Below are 17,310 nucleotides of genomic sequence, written 5' to 3'. Positions count from 1 at the left end.
CCGTGAAGGCGGCCGCACCGTCGGCGCCGGCGTCGTCGCCAAGATCATCGAGTAATCGACGGTCTGACGATCTGAACCGAAGAGCCCCGCCGGAGCGATCCGGCGGGGCTTTTCTTTTGCGCGACACCGTGACTCGCCTGTGAGGACGTGCGGCGTGGTTAAGCCCGCAACCGACGGGGGCGGAGCCTTGCCGGGAACCCGAATCCTGCGCCCTTGTGTGGCGAAGGTTGTTAAGGTTCTGGTAACTTCATGCGTCGCGCGATCCACATCGGCCTGTTCATCGGCACCCTGATCGGGATGTGCGCCTGCGCGACCGTCAAGGGCGATGACGGCGCATCGCGGGGCGCCTATGGATCGGTCGAGATCGGTCGCCGGGGCTGAGCCGCCCGGAAATCCGTGGCGGTTCGGGCGAAACGCCCTTATCATTGTCCCCGCGGACGCCGTTTGTCGCGCCGCGCCGGTTCTCCTCCCCTAGATGTTAGCCATCGCCATCGTCGTCGTTCTGCTCCTTGTGGTGCTCAACGGCGTATTCGCCATGACCGAACTGGCGGTCGTCTCTTCGCGCAAGTCCAAGCTCCAGAGCCGGGCCGAGCGGGGAGACCGGGGCGCTCGCGCGGCCCTGAAGCTGGCGGAGGAGCCCACGCATTTCCTGTCGGCGGTCCAGGTCGGCATCACCCTGATCGGCATTCTGGCGGGCGCCTACGGTCAGGCCGCCATCGGCGGTGAGCTGAACCGCATGATCGAGACCGGCATCCCGGCGCTGGCCCACTGGTCGTCGGCGATCTCGACCGGCGTCGTGGTCGTGCTGATCACCTATATTTCCGTGATCGTCGGCGAGCTGGTGCCCAAGCGGCTGGCGCTGATCTTCCCCGAGGCGATCGCGTCCCAGATGGCCGCGCCGATCTCTACCCTGGCCATCGTGCTGAAGCCCTTCGTCGTGCTGCTGACGGCCTCGACCTCGGCCATCCTGAAGGTGATGGGGGTCAAGGACCGCGACGGCTCGGACGTCACCCAGGAAGAGGTCGAGACCATGATCGCCGAGGGCACCTCGGCCGGTCTGATCGAGCCCGAAGAGCAGACCATGATCGAGGAGATACTGACGCTCGGCGACCGCCCCATCCGGGTGGCGATGACGCCGCGCCACGAGGTCTTCTGGATCGCGCTGGACGATACCGACGAACAGCTGCGCGAGGAGATCCGCACCTGTCCCTATTCGCGGATCGTGGTGGCGCGCGAGAACGACGTCGATAACCCGCTGGGCGTGGTCCACAAGAAGGATCTGCTGGACAGCCTGCTGACCGACGGCAAGTTCGACGTCGAATCCCTGGTGCAGACCCCGGCCTTCATCCCGCAGTCGACCTCGGTGCTGAAGGCGCTCGAGATCCTCAAGACGTCCAAGGTCCACATGGCCTTCCTGGTGGACGAGTTCGGCGCCTTCGAGGGCGTGGTGACCGCCACTGATCTGCTGGAGATGATCGCCGGCGATTTCGACGAGAGCCACGACGAGGCCGAGGCCTGGATTCGCCAGCGCGAGGACGGCAGCTGGCTGGTCGACGGCCAGACGGACCTGGAGGAGCTGTCCGACGAACTGGGCGAGGATTTCGGCGAGGCGGAAGGCTTCCACACCGTGGCGGGCCTGGTCCTGCACCAGCTGTCGCGCGTGCCGGACGAGGGCGAGGTGCTGCAGCTGGGCCGTTTCGAGGTCGAGGTCATCGACATGGACGACCGCCGTATCGACAAGCTGCTGTTCCGCCAGGTGGTGAACAAGGAAGACGAGGCCCAGGCCGTCGCCGCCCACCTGGACGACTGACCTTAAGGCCGTTCTTGCGCGGATATGGCCGCAAGGCCGTAACGGCGCTTGAAAACCCCGCCGTGGTCGGGCATAGCCCCGCGTCTGGCGAAAGCGTGCGTCTCGGGAATACCCGCCGCGTACGGCTTTTTGCTCCAGGAGTTTAGCTCAGCTGGTAGAGCACCGGTCTCCAAAACCGGGGGTCGTGGGTTCGAGTCCCCCAACTCCTGCCATTTTCCCCCTGTCGCCGCCGGATGGGACACCCCATCTGGTGGCGACAGGTTTGATTGTTTGAAGAGACGCCGCATGGCCAAGGCCAAGACTCCTTCGGGACGCCGCCCCCAGACCGCTCAACCGGCCATCGCCGGCAGCGCTGTCGCGGCTGACGCCCCGGCCCCGAAGAAGCGCACGTCGATCCCGCAGTTCGCCAGCCAGGTTCGCGCCGAGGGCCGCAAGATCGTCTGGCCGAGCCGCAAGGAGACCTGGATCACCTCGGTGATGGTCTTCCTGATGGTCCTGATCGCGACCGTCTTCTTCGCTATTGTAGACTTTGGCCTGACCCGACTGTCCCAGTTCGTCCTCGCGCTCGGCCAGTAAGAGAGACCGCCCCCCAAATGACCGACGTCGCCAAGCCCGCCAATCCGCGCCACAAGTGGTACATCGTCCACGCCTACTCGAACTTCGAGAAGAAGGTGGCCGAGCAACTGCGCGATCAGGCCAAGCAGCAGGGCCTGGAGGACAATTTCTCCGAAATCCTCGTCCCGACCGAAGAGGTCGTGGAGATCCGCCGCGGCCGCAAGGTCAACTCGGAACGCAAATTCTTCCCCGGCTACGTGCTGGTGAAGATGGAGATGACGGACCAGGCCTATCACCTGGTCAAGAACACCCCGAAGGTCACCGGCTTCCTGGGCGCCGCGGGCGGCACCAAGCCGCTGCCGGTCTCGGAGCGTGAGGTCCAGCAGATCGTCGGCCAGGTGGAAGAGGGCGTCGAGCGTCCCAAGCCCACCATCCGCTTCGACATCGGCGAGACCGTCAAGGTCATCGACGGTCCGTTCGCCAGCTTCGACGGCCAGGTCGAGAGCGTCGACGAGGAACACGCCCGCCTGCGCGTCGCCGTGTCGATCTTCGGCCGCCCGACCCCGGTGGACCTGGAGTACAATCAGGTGGAGAAGGTCGCCGCCTAAGGCGTCTTCCTGTCATCCCCGGCGCAGGCCGGGATCCGCACCGCCAAGCCGCGCCCGCCAGTCGGGCGCGGTTTTGCATGTCCGGGGTCCTGTTGCGTCGTCCGGTTTCCGGGGCGCTCCGCCTTCTGCATTAATCAGGTGTCATCTGAGCGCCGGAATGCCGACACGATTCCACGCTGTTCTCGCCATCGATGAATAGGCCATGGGGCATGCGCCTATGAGTAATCAATTCTGAGTACAGATATGAGTTTGCGCGATGTTTTTGCAGAGGCGGGGGTATCCGACGTCGGCGCGACTATTTCTCAGGTAACCAACGTTATTCGGGAGCGCGGGAACATCCCGACCTACCTCGATAATCGCGTGATCGAAATCTTGCGCGGCGCGCCCGTGGGGGAGGGGGACGCCAACCTGGTGCGCCACTATCTCCGTCGTCTGTCGGACAAGGGACCCCGATACCGGACCTGGGCGCAGCGCGAGGCCCAGCTGTCGCAATTCAACGCCGACAGCGAACTGGACTTTCGCGCGATGCTGTACAGCCAGGGGGCCGGCCGCGCCTTCCAGTGGCGCGGGCTGGATTGCTTCAAGACGATCTACGAACTGGCCCTCTATCCGATGATGCTGGCCGAGATCCGGCCGCACAGCATCATCGAGCTTGGCGCGGGCGTCGGCGGCTCGGCGGCGTGGTTCGCGGACATGTGCGTCGCCCACGATCTGGACGCGGTCGTTCACGCCGTGGATCTGAAGGTCGAGGACGGGATCGAGGGCGCGATCCGGACCTGGCGAGGCGACTGCATCGCCTGGGTGACGGCGGCGTCGGCGAATCGCGACGATTTCGGCTCCCCGGTGCTGGTGATCGAGGATTTCCATGGGGATCTGGGCCAGACGATGCAGGCGTTGGACGACTTCCTCCGCCCCGGCGACTACCTCGTGATCGAGGACGCCATTCCCAAGCAGATGCAACTGGCCCGGGCCCTGCAGGGGCGGCCGTATGTGATCGACACCCACTACACGGACTTCTTCGGCGTGAACTGCACCAGCGCGATCAACGGCATCCTCAAGCGGGTGTGAGGGCCGCCGCCGCCCAGGCGAGACGGGTCTTCCGCCGGATACTCTTCAGACGGGTTGCGTTTCACAACGCCGTTCTTTCGGTTGAAATGCCCTGAGGCGCGACTATCCTTCACCGGGTTCGGGGAGGACAGCCGATGCTTGTCAGGTCCGCCGCCGTCGCCCTGGCGATGACCTTCTGTTCCCAGGCCGTCGCGCAGACGCCGCCCGTTCCGGAGGCTCAGGACCAACCCACCACCCTTCCTGACGTCGTGGTGAGCGGCGACGACCTTGAACGGCTGGCGCAGACCTTCGTGGAGGGGCTCGCCGCGCCCGCGCGGGACAGGGGGCTGGCGCGGTGGGAAACCAAGATCTGCCTCGGCGCCGTGAACTTCCGGCCGGAGATGGCGCACCAGCTGATCGGCCATATCTCGGATGTCGCGCAGGAGATCGGCGTGGAGCTGGGCGAACCCGGCTGTGAGCCCAACGTCGTGATCGTGGGCACGGAAGACGGCCGGGAGCTCGCATCAGCGCTGGTCGGTCAGAATCGTCGGCAATTTCGATATGGCTACACCCGCTCCAACCGGGGTTCCCGGGCCTTGCAGGAGTTCCAGACCTCGGATGCCGCCGTCCGTTGGTGGCACATCAGCCTGCCCTACATCGCCGGGACCAACCAAGTAGCCATCCGGCTGCCGGGCAAAGGCCCCGCCCCGTGGCCCTGCCGGCGGCGGTGGGGCGAACGCTACTGTGATCAGGTCACCGACCGGCTGGTCCGCTCGCTGATCATCGTCGACCTCACGACTCTTCCGGAGATGAGTTTTAACCAGCTGGGCGACTATCTGGCGGTGCTGACCCTGGCCCAGGTCGATCCGCGGACGGACTTCACGCCGTTCAACACGGTGCTGAACGTCATTGAGCATCCGGGGAGCGTCGACGGCCTGACGGACTGGGACCTGAACTATCTCCAGGCCCTCTACGCAGGAAAGTCCGAGCGCCTGGACGCGGAGGAGCAGGCGGCGGCGCTGGCGGAGCGCATGCGCGGCGCGGCGGCCGACTGAGCCCCGCGCTGCGCGGCCGTTTGCCTTTCAGACCCTCTTCCGCTATACGCGCGCCTCGCTCTGAACAGGGCGGTGCGAGTTCGCTCGCATAAATCCGTGGGAGGCAGCCATGCCGCACCACGGCTCACCGGTCCGGATTGAGTTCCGGGCTACCGAATAGGAGAGACCAATGGCCAAGAAGATTCTCGGCTACATCAAGCTGCAGGTGCCCGCGGGCTCCGCCACGCCTTCGCCCCCGATCGGGCCGGCGCTCGGCCAGCGCGGCGTCAACATCATGGGCTTCTGCAAGGAGTTCAACGCGCGCACCGAGAAGGAAGCCAAGGGCACCCCGCTTCCGACCGTGATCACCGTCTATCAGGACAAGTCGTTCACCTTCATCACCAAGACGCCGCCGGCGACCTGGTACCTGAAGCAGGCCACCGGCCTGAAGTCGGGCGCCAAGCTCACGGGCCGCGAAACGGTCGGCAAGATCACCCGCGCCCAGCTACGCGAGATCGCCGAGAAGAAGATGAAAGATCTGAACGCCAACGATCTCGATCAGGCCGCCAAGATCATCGAAGGCTCCGCTCGCGCGATGGGCCTCAACGTGGTGGAGGGCTAAGACCATGGCTAAGCAAGCCAAGCGCATTCAAGCCTGGTCGGGCGACCGCGAAACGCCGATGGCGTTCGCCGACGCCATCAAGGCCGTCAAGGACAACGCCAAGGCCAAGTTCGACGAGTCGATCGAGATCGCCGTCAACCTGGGCGTCGATCCCCGTCACGCTGACCAGCAGGTCCGCGGCGTGGTCAACCTGCCGTCGGGCACGGGCCGTGACGTTCGCGTCGCCGTCTTCGCCAAGGACGCCAAGGCTGACGAGGCCCGCGCGGCCGGCGCCGAATACGTCGGCGCCGAGGATCTGTACGAGCAGATCAACGGCGGCCTGATGGACTTCGATCGCGTCATCGCCTCGCCGGACATGATGGCCCTGGTCGGCCGTCTGGGTAAGGTGCTGGGCCCGCGCGGCCTGATGCCGAACCCGAAGGTCGGCACCGTGACCCCGAACGTCGCCCAGGCCGTCAAGGACGCCAAGGGCGGCGCCGTCGAGTTCCGCGTCGAGAAGGCCGGTATCGCCCACGGCGGCATCGGCAAGGCCTCGTTCACCCAGGAAGCCCTGGAAGCCAACGTGAAGGCTTTCGTGGACGCTCTGGTCCGTTCGAAGCCGTCGGGCGCCAAGGGCACCTACGTCAAGAAGATCAGCCTGTCGTCGACGATGGGCCCGGGCTTCAAGATCGACCCGGCTTCGCTGGGCGCCTGATAGGCCCACGCCGCTGAAATGACGAAGGCCCCGGAAGAGCGATTCCGGGGCCTTCCTTTTTTGGCCTATCGCCTATCGGCTACTTGAGGCCCAGGCGGCTGGGACTACCGCCCTTCGGACTGCTTGAGGCCGGGGTGGGGCGCTCAATCGGCCTTGTCGCCCTGGAACATGGTGTTGCCGTTGGCGGTCGTGGCGGGGACGGACTGGATGACGTCGAAATGCTCGACGATCTTGCCGTTCTCGACCCGGAAGATGTCCACGATGGCGCGGCCGGGATCATCGGGACTTTCCTGCGAATGCAGGTGCAGGGCGACCAGGTCGCCGTCGGCGATGACGCGATGGATGGTCACGCGCGACTGCGGATGCTCGCGGAAGAAGCCCTCGAAATAGCCATAGAAGGCCTCGGCTCCGTTCGGGACGTTCGGATTGTGCTGGATGTAGCGGTCGCCGATGTACAGCCGGGCCGCCTCGGTCGGCCGGTGCTGGTTGAACGCCAGTTCGTAGAAGGCGGTGACGATCCGGGCGTTCTCGGCCTCGGTGGCGGTGCGGTCGCTCGAGGAGGGCGGATGAGGCGCGGCGACGGGCTCGGCGTGGACGGATCCGGCCCATATCGCCAGCGTCATCAGTGCGGCGGCGAGCGGGAACTTCATCTCGACCCCTCCTCAGTAGGCGGCGGTGAAACGGGCGCGGCTGTGCTTCGGTTGCTCCAGCTCATCGACCATGGCCAGGGCGTAGTCGGCGTAGCTGATGCGGCTTTCGCCCTTGTCGTCGGTCAGCAGCTGGTCGTTGCCGGTGCGGTAGCGGCCCAGGCGCGGCCCGGCCTCGATCAGGGCGGCGGGCGAGAGGAAGGTCCAGTCCACGTCGCTGATCCCGCGCAGATGGTCCAGGAAGGTGATGCCGCCGGTGGCGAACGGCTTCCATTCCTCGGGAAACTGCGGCGTGTCGATCAGGCGGACGCCGGGCGCGACCTCCAGGCTGGCGGCGCCGCCGGTGACCAGCAGGCGCGGCACGCCGGCCTCGCGCACGGCGGTCAGCAGGGTCTCGGCCGGCACGTCGAAGTGCAGGGCGCTGATCACCGCGTCGGCGCCGCGCAGCAGGTCGGCGAGAGCGTTCGCGTCAGAGGCGTCGCCGGCGACCGGCGTGACGCGGTCGGCGGTCGGGATCGCCTCCGGCTTGCGGGCCACGGCGGTGACCGCATGGCCCCGCCCGGCGAGCTCCTTGGTGATTTCCGAGCCGATGTGGCCGCTGGCGCCCAGTACGACGATCTTCATGGGAGGGTGTCCTTGGTGGTTTCCAATGGGTACCAAGTGAGATAAAGAAATCATCCATGCAAGAAGGCACCGAAACCTCATCTGGTCACCCGCGGGAAACCGCCCGGGGTGACGTGCGCGCGCAGGACTGTCCGACCCGGCTGCTGCTGGACCGGATCGCCGACAAGTGGACGACCCTGCTGCTGACCACGCTCGATGACGGGCCCATGCGCTTCAACGCGCTCAAGCGGCGGATCGGCGGGGTGTCCCAGAAGATGCTCAGTCAGAGCTTGAGGCAGATGGAGCGCGACGGGCTGGTGCTGCGCCATGTCGAGGCGACCGTGCCGGTCAGCGTCACCTATGAGATCACGCCTCTGGGCCGAACCCTGGTCGAGGCGCTTCGGCCGATGATCGACTGGGCCGAGACCCGGATGGACCAGGTCGAGGCGGCGCGCCGCGCCTATGACGCCCGCGTGGTCTGAACCCTCCGACGGAGCGGCCTGTGATCTGGCCGGGAATCCGACGTTTGTGAAGAACCGTCCGTCACCGGAGGGTTGACGTAGGGCCTGCCGCGCGGGAGTGAGCGCGCATGATCGCGACCGCGATTTCGGGAGATTCGTCGATGCTGGGCTGGTTTCAGGCGCTGCTGCCCAAGGAAGACAATTTCTTCCGGCTGTTCGACGCCCATGCGGCGACCCTGATCCAGGGCGCCGACGCCCTGCGCAAGGTGCTGGAGGGCGGCGACGAGGTGCCGCGCTGGTGCCAGCGCATCATCGATCATGAGCATGAGGCCGACGCCGTGGCGCGCGAGGTGCTGTTCGCGGTGCGCCGCAGCTTCGTCACCCCGTTCGACCGTTCGGACATCCGCGGCCTGACCAACTCGCTGGATGACTCGATCGACCAGATGCAGAAGACCGCCAAGGTCATCACCCTGTACGAGATGCGCGAGTTCGCCCCGCACATGCGCCAGCTGGGCGATATCGCGGTGGAGGCGGCGACGCTGACGGTGGAGGCGGTGTCCCTGCTGCCGGCCATGCGCAAGAACCACGGCCGCCTGAACGAGCTGACCGAGAAGATCGCCCGGTTGGAGAGCGACTCCGACACCCTGTACGATCACGGCATGAAGGCGCTGTATGAGGCGCACAAGACCGGCGACGCCATGGCCTTCATCACCGGGGCCGAGGTCTATGACCACCTGGAGAAGGTGATCGACCGGTTCGAGGACGTGGCCAACCGGATCAACGGCGTTCTGGTCGAACACCTGTAGGAGCGGCCCGGATGGACCACGCCCTGCTGATCCTCGTCTTCCTGATCGCCGTCGCCCTGCTGTTCGACTTCCTGAACGGCCTGCACGACGCCGCCAACTCGATCGCCACCATCGTGGCGACGCGCGTCCTGCCGCCGGTCTTCGCGGTCGGCTGGGCGGCCTTCTTCAACTTCATCGCCTTCCTGTTCTTCGGTCTGCACGTCGCCAATACGATCGGGAAGGGGATCATCGATCCGTCCATCATCTCGGACCAGGTGATCTTCGGGGCCCTGATGGGGGCCATCAGCTGGAACGTCATCACCTGGCTGGCGGGCATTCCGTCGTCCAGTTCGCACGCCCTGATCGGCGGCCTGCTGGGCGCGGGCGTGGCCAAGGCCGGGACCGGCGCCGTCGTCATCGGCGGAGTGACCAAGACCGTCGCGGCCATCTTCCTGTCGCCCGCGGTCGGCTTCGCCCTGGCGCTGCTGCTGGTCTTCCTGGTGTCGTGGATCTTCGTGAAGGCCAATCCGTCGTCCGCGGACAAGATCTTCCGCAAGCTGCAGTTCGTCTCGGCCTCGGCCTATTCGCTGGGGCATGGGGGCAATGACGCGCAGAAGACCATGGGCATCATCGCGGTGCTGCTGCTGTCCCGCGCGCCGGCGGGGACCGAGTTTCACGTGCCCTTCTGGGTGGTGATCACCTGTCAGGCGGCGATCGCCCTGGGCACCCTGTTCGGCGGCTGGCGCATCGTTCACACGATGGGGTCGCGGATCACTCGCCTGAGCCCGCAGCAGGGCTTCTGCGCCGAGACGGGCGGGGCCATCACCCTGTTCATGGCCACCGGCCTGGGCATTCCGGTTTCGACCACCCACACCATCACCGGCGCCATCGTCGGCGTCGGCGCGGCCCGGCGGGCCAGCGCGGTGCGCTGGGGCGTGGCCCGCAGCATCGTCACGGCCTGGTTCATCACCATGCCCGCGGCGGCGGCGATCGGCGCGGCCTTCTTCTGGGTCGGCGGAATCTTCCTGACCTGATGACCGGCGAGGTCATCCGCACCGAACGGGCCGAGCGGCGTCAGGTGGCGGCGCTGCCCTGGCGACGCGGCCCCGACGGGCTGGAAATCCTGCTGGTCACCTCGCGCGAGACGCGGCGCTGGGTCACGCCCAAGGGCGGCCGCATGCCCGGCCTGACGGACGCCGAGGCCGCGGCCATCGAGGCGCTGGAAGAGGCCGGGGTCGAAGGCCGGGTCGGAGACGAGCCGCTGGGGACGTTCCGCTATCTGAAGATGCTGCGGCGGCGCGCGCCCCGCTGGTGCGTGGTCTCCGTCTATCCGCTGGAGGTCGTCACCGTGCGTCCTGTGTGGAAGGAGCAGGGCGAGCGTGACCGGCTTTGGATGTCGGTCGAACAGGCGGCGGCCTGCGTCGGCGAACCGGATCTGGCTGAGATAATTCGCCGCTTCCGCTGATCGGCGGTTGTGCATGCGCCGTACACGCGGAAAGATGGGGCGAACGGGGGGATAACGATGCGTTTCATGATCGCGTGCGCGGCCGCGGCGCTGCTCAGCACGGCCTTGCCGGCCGATACGGCCCGGGCGGCCCAGGCCTCTTCGGCGGCGACCGCGCCGTCCGAGCGGCAGCTGGAGCTGACGCGCCGGTACCTGAACCTGTTGATGACGGACCAGTTCGAGGGCGTGATCCATCAGATGCTCGGCGCCGAGATGGCCAATGACGAGCAGATGCAGACCCTTCCGGAGGCCGACCGCCGCTTCATCCTCAGCCTGACCGCCGAGCTGACGGCGGACATGGTCCCGCAGATGATCGCGGAAATGGTCCCGGTCTACGCCGGCGTCTTCACCGAGGAGGAGTTGGTCGCCCTGGTCGCCTTCTATGACACCCCCCTGGGCCGCTCGATCGCGGAAAAGAGCGTGCAGGTGATGCCCGCGGCCGATCGCGCGGTCATGGCGCTGGTCCCGCAGATGATGGAGAAGATGGCGATGCGGATGTGCCAGCACTACAGCTGCACCCCCGCCGAGCTGGAGCAGCTCCGGCAGGACATGCGCGAAGGCGCCGAGGTGGATCAGGGCGCGCGCCGGAAGTAGATCCGATCAGGCGCGCCGGGCTTCGGCCATGAAGCAGCCGCGTCGGGCGGTGTGCATCTGGATTCGGTCGATCACCGGGTCGGAGAACCAGAGGTTCAGCCGAACCGCCAGATCGGCGCCGTCGACCACATCGGCGTCGATCATCATCGCCCCGGAGTCATAGGCCCGAACCGACAGCAGGCGACGGCCCAGCATGTCGGGGACCTCGTCCGGCCCCAGCGCCGCTTCCGAGGCGGTCTCGCGCACGAAGATCGGCCCGTCCGAGCGGTAGGGACTGGCGGGCGCATCAAGATGGCGGTGGGTGAGCAGGATCAGCGCCTCGCCCGGCGCGGCGTCGGCCAGGCTGACCCGGCAGGGCGCGCTGTTCGGCGCGTCGGCGATCATTCGGCGCGCGCCCATGGCCTCCAGCCCGGCGTCGTCCAGCGCGAACAGCGGACGGAAGGGGGCCAGCGGCAGGGGATGGATCAGGAAGCTCATGGAGCGGATGATCGCGCCGTCCCGACCCGGCGTCTGGCGTCTTTCGGCTGTTGCGCCGGGCCGCGCGCATCCCCACAACGGAGGGCATGAACGCCCCCTTCAAGACCGCCGCCGATCCGCTGGACGCCCCCGTCTGGGACCTGTCCGACCTCTACGCCTCTCGCGAGGACGCCCGCATCGAGGCCGATCTGGAGCGCACCCGCGCCCTGGTCGGCGAACTGAACGGGCTGCAGGGCCAGCTGATCGCGGCCAAGGACGATCCGGCGACGTTGGGACAGCGGCTGGACCGGGCCGTCGCGCTGTACGAGCAGGCCTCGGACGTGCTGGGCGCGCTGGGGGCCTACGCCTTCCTCGCCGCCTCGACCAACCGCAACGACGCGGGCGCACAGGGCTTCGAGGCCACGGTGCGCGAGAAGCTGACCGCCATCGCCACCCCGACTATCTGGGTCACGCTGGAGATCAACCAGCTGGATGACGCCGCCGTCGAGGCGGCGCTGAAGGCCCATCCCGCCGCCGCCCGCTGGACTCCATGGCTGCGCCGGACGCGGGCGATGAAGCCGCATGAGCTGTCCCAGGAGCTGGAGACCTTCCTGGCCGAGCGCGGCCCCATCAGCGCCCAGTGGCCGCGCCTGTTCGACGAAACCCTGGCGGCGATGAAGGTGAAGGCCGGCAAGGACGAGCTGACCCTGGCCGAGGCCCTGAACCGCCTGTCCGACCCCAAGGGCGCCAAGCGCAAGGCGGCGGCCGAGGGGCTGGACGAGGCCTTGGGCGCGCGCGCCTCGACCATGGCGCTGGTGCTGAACACCGTCGCCGCCGACAAGGCGCTGGAGGACCGCTGGCGCGGCTTCAAACGCCCCGCCGATGGGCGTCACCTGTCCAATGAGGTGGACGGCGAGTCCGTGGACGCCATGGCCGAAGCCGTGGCCGCCGCCTATCCGCGCCTGTCGCACCGCTACTACGCCCTGAAGGCCAAGGTGCTGGGCAAGCCCAAGCTGGACCAGTGGGACCGCAACGCCCCGCTCGAGACCACGGCCCCGCGCGGCTATGACTGGTCGGCCGGCAAGGCGCTGGTGCTGGAGAGCTTCGGCGACCTGGGCGGGGACTTCGCCGAGCGGGCGCAGGGCTTCTTCGACAGGCCGTGGATCGACGGCAAGGCGCGGGCGGGCAAGCAGTCCGGCGCCTACGCCCACCCGGTGACGTCGGACAAGCACCCCTATGTCTTCCTGAACTGGATGGGCGAGCGGCGGGACGTGCTGACCCTGGCGCATGAGCTGGGCCACGGCGTGCATCAGACGCTGGCGGCGGGGCAGGGGTCCCTGCTCGCCGATACGCCCCTGACCCTGGCCGAGACGGCCTCCATCTTCGCCGAGGGGCTGACCTTCGACCGCCTGCTGAAGACGGCGCCCAAGGCCGAGCAGCGCGGCCTGCTGGCCGGCCGCATCGAGGACGGACTGAACACCGTGGTGCGCCAGATCGCCTTCCACCGGTTCGAGACCCGGTTCCATGACGAGCGCGCGGCGGGCGAGGTCCCGGTCGAGCGGATCGGCGAGATCTGGCTGGAGGAGATGGGCGCGTCGCTGGGCCCGGCGGTGACGCTGAACCCCGGCTATGAGCACTGGTGGAGCTATGTCAGCCACTTCGTGCACTCGCCCTTCTACGTCTACGCCTACGCCTTCGGCGACCTGCTGGTGGCGGCGCTGATGGAGACGCGGGCCAAGGACCCGGAGGGCTTCACGCCCCTGTACCGCGACCTGCTCGCGGGGGGCGGGTCCAGGGGCTACGTCGAGGCGCTGGCGCCGTTCGGCCTGAACCCGCGCGACCCGGCCTTCTGGACCATCGGCACGAAGCGGCTGGAACGGCTGATCGACCAGTTCGAGGCCATGGTCTGAGTTGACGGTCGGGCAGGGGCGGGCGACCGTCCGCGCCATGCGCATCCTGATCCTCGCGGCGGTCGCCGCCTTCGCCCTGCCCGCGGCGGCCCAGACACCCGTCCAGACGCCGCCGTCCGGACCCTCCGCGAGCGTCCGCGCCATGGCGGCGGGGTACAAGGCCCTGACCGTGTGCAGCGCGGTCAAGAACGGCGCGATGGCGGGCGCGTCGCGCACGCTTGAGAGCGTCGAGAGGAACGAACTGGTCGGCGTCTATCCCGAGCTGGACGCGCTGGTGCGCGAGATGCCGGCTCAGATCGACGACTATTCCGTGTCGGTGGCCTGGGACGAGACCCTGCCGCCCCGGACGGCCGTCTGGAGGCCGAACGCGGGCTGCACGATCCTGCCTATCGGTTGGCAGGGTGAGGCCGGCGACCTGTGGGTGTGGTCCACCCGGACACCCGACCGGGGCTTCCGGACCGGTCGGCCGGCCGACGCCCAGGCGCTCGAGGCTGTCGTCGGAAAAGCGTTCGGCGCCGGTTACGGCGAGGGGGTGAACACGACAGCGGTCGTGGTGCTCCAGAACGACCAGATCGTCGGCGAACGATATGCGCCCGGCTTCGGGCCTGAGACGCCCCAGCGCACGTGGTCGGTGGCCAAGTCCATCGCGGGCACGCTGATCGGTGCGGCGGCCCACCGCAGAGAGATCGACGTGAATGCGCCCGCCGCTATCCCGGATTGGAACCGGCCCGGCGACCCCCGCGCGGCCATCACCCTGGATCAGCTGATGCGGATGTCCTCGGGCCTGACCAGCGACACGGCGGGGAACCGCACCGACGCCCTCTATTTCGGCGGCGTGGGCGTGGACGAGCAGGTCACGACCTGGCCGCTGATCGCGCGGCCGGGAACGCGGTACCGCTACGCCAACAACGACAGCCTGCTGGCCACGCTGGCGATCGCGCCGACGTTCGAGTCTCACCCGCCGGCGGAGCTGTTTCAGAGGCTGGGGATGCACCGGACCTGGGCCGAGACCGACTGGCGCGGCAACTACGTCCTCTCCAGCCAGGTCTGGTCGACGGCGCGCGACCTGGCGCGTTTCGGCCAGCTGTACGCCCACGACGGTGTCCTGAACGGCGAGCGCATCCTGCCGGAGGGCTGGCTTGAGTACGTCTCACGTCCCTCGGGGCCCCAGCCGATGGGCGAGCAGGGCTACGGCGCGACCTTCTGGCTGATGAACACGTCCGAGGGGGTTCCGCCGGACACCATCTCCGCCAACGGCAACCGGGGCCAGTATGTGATCATCGTGCCCAGCCGGAACATCGTCATCGTCCGCCGCGGCGAGGACCCGACCGGCAAGCGCTTCGATCCGATCGCCTTCACCCGCGACGTTCTGGCGGCGCTGGACTGAGCTGAAATGGCGCGCCCCGCTTGAGCCTGAGCGCGGCCCCGGTATAAGGGCGGCGAACTTTCTTTTCCCGAATCCGGACCCGACCCATGGCCGACCCCCACGCCCACGACGACTACGTTAAAGGCTCGATGGAAATCAGCGAGCAGACGTCGACGTTCCACCTGTTCATGGGCATGGCCAAATACGGCTCGCTGGCCATCGCGGCCCTGCTGGCCCTGCTGACGATCTGGTTCATGCCGAACGGCAACTTCTTCGCCGGCGTCGGCGTGGCGGTCGTGATGATGGCCGCGGGCGTGTGGTTCCTGCGTTCGCCTTCGGCGCACTGAGGCCCGGCCGCGCTGACGGCGCGGCGGTCTTCTGATCCATGAGATTGAGGAAGGGCCGGGCTGTTCAGGCAGTCCGGCTTTTTCGCGTCTGCGTAAAGCGGGGGCGGCTGCGAAGCGGGTCCACGGCCCAACTCTCTGACCCATCCGAGGATGAAATCGAGGCCGTTGGGCCGTTTCCCGCCTTCTGAAAGCCCGATCAGCCTATCAGCGGCCCGAGCTTGCGCCAGTAGACGGGGTCGAATTTATGCTGCGCCGCAGCATAATGCGGAACGGTGTTGCGCGGATGCACCATGGCGGCGAGGCCGCCGGAACGATCAGGCCCCGGCGACGGCCCGCAGCGCCGAAACCTGCTGCGTGCTGGGGATGGTGCTGACACTGACGCCCGCCTCATCCGGAACCGCCAGATAGCCGGCTTTGGCCGCCGCGTCGCCCAGGCGGCGGCGCGAGGTCAGGACCACCAGCGGGGCGGCGAACAGCAGCGGCAGGACCACCGGGGCGAACCAGGTGACCAGATCCGGGCGGAAGCCCAGACCGACGCAGAACAGCAGGCCCGTGGCCATCTGCCAGCGCATCGAGCGGAAGGCGTCCTTCCAGCTGACGCCGTCGGCGTCGCGGTCCTGGGCGTGCCAGCCGGCGTCGTGACCGGCGGCGATCTGGATGATGGCCTTGGTGTTGGCGACCATCATGATCGGGGCGATCAGGGCCGACAGGAAGATCTCCATGGCCATGCCCTTGAAGATGCGCTTGCCGCCGCCGAAGGCGCGACGCTCGCGCGGGCGGCTCATGACCAGCAGGCCGCCCATGACCTTCGGACCGATCAGGAGCACGCCCGACAGCAGGGTGGCCAGCATGAAGGGCGAGAATTCGGGCTTCAGCAGATAGCCGAACGACGCCCAGTCGGTCGGGTACTGCAGCTGGATCACCATGCCGGCGATCAGCGAGGCCAGCCACAGGGGCGACGAGAAGTAGGCCATGAAGCCCATGGCCATCTGGACGCGGTTCATCACGGTCATGCTGCGGGTCTTCAGAAGGCCCAGGTGCTGCATGTTGCCCTGGCACCAGCGGTGATCGCGGCGGATGAAGTCCAGCATGGTGGCCGGGGTCTCTTCACAGCTGCCGTCCAGGGCGGCGGTGACGTGCACCGCCCAGCCGGCACGGCGCAGCAGGGCGGCCTCGACCGTGTCGTGGCTCAGGATCGCGCCGCCGAAGGGCTCGCGGCCCGCCAGGATCGGCAGATGGGCGGTCGAGGCGAAGGCTTCGGTGCGCAGGATGGCGTTGTGGCCCCAGTAGCTGGCTTCCGAGCCGGCCCACCAGGCCAGGCCGGCGGCGGCGACGCGGCCGTACAGGCGCACGCTGAACTGCGACACGCGGGCGAACAGGGTCTGGCCCTTGATGATGGTCGGCGTGGTCTGCAGCAGGCCGATGCCCGGGTTGCGCTCCATGGCGTCGACCATGCGCAGGATGGTCTCGCCGGCCATGGTCGAGTCGGCATCCAGCACCAGCATGAACGGATAGGCGCCGCCGAAGCGCTGGGTCCATTCCGACAGGTTGCCGCACTTGCGCTCGATGTTCTTCTCGCGACGGCGGTAGAAGACGCGGCTGTGGGCGTGGGCGCGGAAGCCCAGATAAGCCTGATGCTCCTGGTCGGCCGCTTCCGGCTTGGTCGAGTCGCTCAGGACAAAGATGTCGAAGGCGTCCGAAACGCCGAGGCGGGCCAGCGAATTGTCGATCACGGCCAGGCGCGCGAAGGCCGCGCGGGCGTCCTCATTGTACAGCGGCATCAGCAGGGCCGTGCGCTGGGTCGGCTCGGCCGGATGCGGGGCGAAGGCCAGGTCGTCCTGTTCGCGGCCGGTCAGCAGCACCCAGAAGCCGATGGCGGCGCTGGAGAACCAGCAGCCGATGGCGGTGATCAGCACCCCGAAGATGACCAGGGAGGCCACTTCCAGGGCGTCGAAGCCGTTGCGCGCGAACAGCGCCACCGGCGCGATCAGGGCCAGGGCTGTAACAATCGCGGTCAGGACGGCGAGCGCGAGACGGCGGCCGCCGACGTTCACCGGCGAGGTGGCGGGCGTGGGGACTTCCGGCGTCGCGTCCCAGCTGTTGAGCGACTGACGCGGCATGGCCATCGGCGCTTCGTCCGGCAGCCAGGTCCAAGCCGGGCGGTCAGTCTGGGCCGACGCAGCGTTTGCGGCGTCGATCCGGATCGCTTGGTTGCTCATAAGTCAGTCCAGGCCTTTGATCCCGCAACCGGCCGGGGCGCCGGGTGG

20 protein-coding genes and 1 tRNA gene are annotated in these 17,310 nt (G+C 67.8%); 17 read left to right on the top strand and 4 right to left on the bottom strand.

The features are described 5' to 3' along the window. Positions 1–249 precede the first annotated feature (249 nt). The 9 genes from AC3WRV_RS13140 to rplA all read left to right on the top strand — a co-directional run bounded on the left by AC3WRV_RS13140 (position 250) and on the right by rplA (position 6,370). Positions 250–381 (top strand): hypothetical protein, encoded by a 132-nt coding sequence (locus AC3WRV_RS13140; protein ID WP_291840175.1) that lies wholly within the window; start codon positions 250–252, stop codon positions 379–381. Positions 382–475: 94 nt separating this feature from the next. After that, on the top strand, positions 476–1,810 hold the full coding sequence (locus AC3WRV_RS13135) for a hemolysin family protein (RefSeq protein ID WP_492313590.1): 1,335 nt from the start codon (positions 476–478) through the stop codon (positions 1,808–1,810). A gap of 136 nt (positions 1,811–1,946) precedes the next feature. Then, positions 1,947–2,022 (top strand) — tRNA-Trp (locus AC3WRV_RS13130). A 73-nt stretch (positions 2,023–2,095) separates the two neighbouring features. Next, the gene (secE, locus tag AC3WRV_RS13125; protein WP_291840179.1) at positions 2,096–2,386 is read left to right on the top strand and encodes a preprotein translocase subunit SecE; all 291 of its coding nucleotides are present in this window, start codon (positions 2,096–2,098) and stop codon (positions 2,384–2,386) included. Positions 2,387–2,403: 17 nt separating this feature from the next. After that, the gene (gene nusG / locus AC3WRV_RS13120) at positions 2,404–2,973 is read left to right on the top strand and encodes a transcription termination/antitermination protein NusG (RefSeq protein ID WP_291840182.1); all 570 of its coding nucleotides are present in this window, start codon (positions 2,404–2,406) and stop codon (positions 2,971–2,973) included. A gap of 360 nt (positions 2,974–3,333) precedes the next feature. Further along, positions 3,334–4,041 (top strand): CmcI family methyltransferase, encoded by a 708-nt coding sequence (locus AC3WRV_RS13115; RefSeq protein WP_492313589.1) that lies wholly within the window; start codon positions 3,334–3,336, stop codon positions 4,039–4,041. Between the two features lie 134 nt (positions 4,042–4,175). Further along, a complete protein-coding gene (locus AC3WRV_RS13110; RefSeq protein WP_492313588.1) occupies positions 4,176–5,075 on the top strand; it encodes a hypothetical protein in 900 nt (299 codons plus the stop codon). A 169-nt stretch (positions 5,076–5,244) separates the two neighbouring features. Further along, positions 5,245–5,676: a 50S ribosomal protein L11 gene (gene rplK / locus AC3WRV_RS13105; protein ID WP_492313587.1), complete on the top strand. Its 432-nt coding sequence runs from the start codon at positions 5,245–5,247 to the stop codon at positions 5,674–5,676. 4 nt (positions 5,677–5,680) lie between these two features. Beyond that, positions 5,681–6,370, top strand: a complete 690-nt coding sequence (rplA, locus tag AC3WRV_RS13100; RefSeq protein WP_492313586.1) for a 50S ribosomal protein L1 — start codon at positions 5,681–5,683, stop codon at positions 6,368–6,370. A 143-nt stretch (positions 6,371–6,513) separates the two neighbouring features. On the opposite strand, the gene AC3WRV_RS13095 is transcribed toward rplA, so the two are convergent. Further along, entirely contained in the window at positions 6,514–7,020 is a 507-nt protein-coding gene (locus AC3WRV_RS13095) for a nuclear transport factor 2 family protein (protein WP_492313585.1), read from the bottom strand. Positions 7,021–7,032: 12 nt separating this feature from the next. After that, positions 7,033–7,641 (bottom strand): NAD(P)-dependent oxidoreductase, encoded by a 609-nt coding sequence (locus AC3WRV_RS13090; RefSeq protein WP_492313584.1) that lies wholly within the window; start codon positions 7,639–7,641, stop codon positions 7,033–7,035. 56 nt (positions 7,642–7,697) lie between these two features. Between AC3WRV_RS13090 and AC3WRV_RS13085 the strand changes: the two genes are divergently transcribed. The 5 genes from AC3WRV_RS13085 (at position 7,698) to AC3WRV_RS13065 (ending at position 10,964) form a co-directional block, all read left to right on the top strand. After that, positions 7,698–8,102 carry a winged helix-turn-helix transcriptional regulator gene (locus tag AC3WRV_RS13085; RefSeq protein WP_492313583.1) on the top strand — a complete coding sequence of 135 codons (405 nt, stop codon included), beginning with the start codon at positions 7,698–7,700 and terminating at the stop codon, positions 8,100–8,102. 140 nt (positions 8,103–8,242) lie between these two features. Then, positions 8,243–8,887, top strand: a complete 645-nt coding sequence (locus AC3WRV_RS13080) for a DUF47 domain-containing protein (RefSeq protein WP_492313582.1) — start codon at positions 8,243–8,245, stop codon at positions 8,885–8,887. A gap of 11 nt (positions 8,888–8,898) precedes the next feature. Further along, complete coding sequence (locus tag AC3WRV_RS13075; RefSeq protein WP_291834963.1) at positions 8,899–9,900, top strand: inorganic phosphate transporter; 1,002 nt, start codon at positions 8,899–8,901, stop codon at positions 9,898–9,900. Further along, on the top strand, positions 9,900–10,331 hold the full coding sequence (locus AC3WRV_RS13070) for an NUDIX hydrolase (protein ID WP_291834960.1): 432 nt from the start codon (positions 9,900–9,902) through the stop codon (positions 10,329–10,331). Before AC3WRV_RS13075 ends, AC3WRV_RS13070 begins: the two co-directional genes overlap by 1 nt. A 57-nt stretch (positions 10,332–10,388) precedes the next feature. Continuing rightward, positions 10,389–10,964, top strand: coding sequence for a DUF2059 domain-containing protein (locus AC3WRV_RS13065; RefSeq protein ID WP_492313581.1), 576 nt, complete (start codon positions 10,389–10,391; stop codon positions 10,962–10,964). 6 nt (positions 10,965–10,970) lie between these two features. On the opposite strand, the gene AC3WRV_RS13060 is transcribed toward AC3WRV_RS13065, so the two are convergent. Beyond that, positions 10,971–11,441, bottom strand: a complete 471-nt coding sequence (locus tag AC3WRV_RS13060; RefSeq protein ID WP_291834953.1) for a DUF1203 domain-containing protein — start codon at positions 11,439–11,441, stop codon at positions 10,971–10,973. A gap of 86 nt (positions 11,442–11,527) precedes the next feature. On the opposite strand from AC3WRV_RS13060, the gene AC3WRV_RS13055 reads away from it, so the two are divergent. From AC3WRV_RS13055 to AC3WRV_RS13045, 3 genes are all read left to right on the top strand, one after another. Continuing rightward, the gene (locus tag AC3WRV_RS13055; protein ID WP_492313580.1) at positions 11,528–13,330 is read left to right on the top strand and encodes a M3 family oligoendopeptidase; all 1,803 of its coding nucleotides are present in this window, start codon (positions 11,528–11,530) and stop codon (positions 13,328–13,330) included. Positions 13,331–13,367: 37 nt separating this feature from the next. Continuing rightward, the gene (locus tag AC3WRV_RS13050) at positions 13,368–14,717 is read left to right on the top strand and encodes a serine hydrolase domain-containing protein (protein ID WP_492313579.1); all 1,350 of its coding nucleotides are present in this window, start codon (positions 13,368–13,370) and stop codon (positions 14,715–14,717) included. An 86-nt stretch (positions 14,718–14,803) separates the two neighbouring features. After that, complete coding sequence (locus AC3WRV_RS13045; RefSeq protein WP_291834945.1) at positions 14,804–15,043, top strand: aa3-type cytochrome c oxidase subunit IV; 240 nt, start codon at positions 14,804–14,806, stop codon at positions 15,041–15,043. A 314-nt stretch (positions 15,044–15,357) separates the two neighbouring features. Here AC3WRV_RS13045 and mdoH read toward each other — a convergent pair whose 3' ends face one another. Beyond that, positions 15,358–17,262 (bottom strand): glucans biosynthesis glucosyltransferase MdoH, encoded by a 1,905-nt coding sequence (gene mdoH / locus AC3WRV_RS13040; RefSeq protein WP_291834941.1) that lies wholly within the window; start codon positions 17,260–17,262, stop codon positions 15,358–15,360. Positions 17,263–17,310: the final 48 nt, after the last annotated feature.

The sequence above is a fragment of the Brevundimonas sp. EU05-FHT14B11 genome (assembly GCF_058790835.1).
This window is presented reverse-complemented; position numbering and strand designations above follow the sequence as displayed.

Bases quoted from the DNA above. Each gene is read 5' to 3' on its own strand.
- AC3WRV_RS13060 (WP_291834953.1), bottom strand. From the start codon at position 11,441: ATGAGCTTCCTGATCCATCCCCTGCCGCTGGCCCCCTTCCGTCCGCTG.
- AC3WRV_RS13090 (WP_492313584.1), bottom strand. From the start codon at position 7,641: ATGAAGATCGTCGTACTGGGCGCCAGCGGCCACATCGGCTCGGAAATC.
- AC3WRV_RS13085 (WP_492313583.1), top strand. From the start codon at position 7,698: ATGCAAGAAGGCACCGAAACCTCATCTGGTCACCCGCGGGAAACCGCC.
- AC3WRV_RS13070 (WP_291834960.1), top strand. From the start codon at position 9,900: ATGACCGGCGAGGTCATCCGCACCGAACGGGCCGAGCGGCGTCAGGTG.
- AC3WRV_RS13075 (WP_291834963.1), top strand. From the start codon at position 8,899: ATGGACCACGCCCTGCTGATCCTCGTCTTCCTGATCGCCGTCGCCCTG.
- AC3WRV_RS13095 (WP_492313585.1), bottom strand. From the start codon at position 7,020: ATGAAGTTCCCGCTCGCCGCCGCACTGATGACGCTGGCGATATGGGCC.
- AC3WRV_RS13110 (WP_492313588.1), top strand. From the start codon at position 4,176: ATGCTTGTCAGGTCCGCCGCCGTCGCCCTGGCGATGACCTTCTGTTCC.
- AC3WRV_RS13055 (WP_492313580.1), top strand. From the start codon at position 11,528: ATGAACGCCCCCTTCAAGACCGCCGCCGATCCGCTGGACGCCCCCGTC.
- AC3WRV_RS13135 (WP_492313590.1), top strand. From the start codon at position 476: ATGTTAGCCATCGCCATCGTCGTCGTTCTGCTCCTTGTGGTGCTCAAC.
- AC3WRV_RS13065 (WP_492313581.1), top strand. From the start codon at position 10,389: ATGCGTTTCATGATCGCGTGCGCGGCCGCGGCGCTGCTCAGCACGGCC.
- AC3WRV_RS13140 (WP_291840175.1), top strand. From the start codon at position 250: ATGCGTCGCGCGATCCACATCGGCCTGTTCATCGGCACCCTGATCGGG.
- mdoH (WP_291834941.1), bottom strand. From the start codon at position 17,262: ATGAGCAACCAAGCGATCCGGATCGACGCCGCAAACGCTGCGTCGGCC.
- rplA (WP_492313586.1), top strand. From the start codon at position 5,681: ATGGCTAAGCAAGCCAAGCGCATTCAAGCCTGGTCGGGCGACCGCGAA.
- AC3WRV_RS13080 (WP_492313582.1), top strand. From the start codon at position 8,243: ATGCTGGGCTGGTTTCAGGCGCTGCTGCCCAAGGAAGACAATTTCTTC.
- secE (WP_291840179.1), top strand. From the start codon at position 2,096: ATGGCCAAGGCCAAGACTCCTTCGGGACGCCGCCCCCAGACCGCTCAA.
- nusG (WP_291840182.1), top strand. From the start codon at position 2,404: ATGACCGACGTCGCCAAGCCCGCCAATCCGCGCCACAAGTGGTACATC.
- rplK (WP_492313587.1), top strand. From the start codon at position 5,245: ATGGCCAAGAAGATTCTCGGCTACATCAAGCTGCAGGTGCCCGCGGGC.
- AC3WRV_RS13045 (WP_291834945.1), top strand. From the start codon at position 14,804: ATGGCCGACCCCCACGCCCACGACGACTACGTTAAAGGCTCGATGGAA.
- AC3WRV_RS13050 (WP_492313579.1), top strand. From the start codon at position 13,368: ATGCGCATCCTGATCCTCGCGGCGGTCGCCGCCTTCGCCCTGCCCGCG.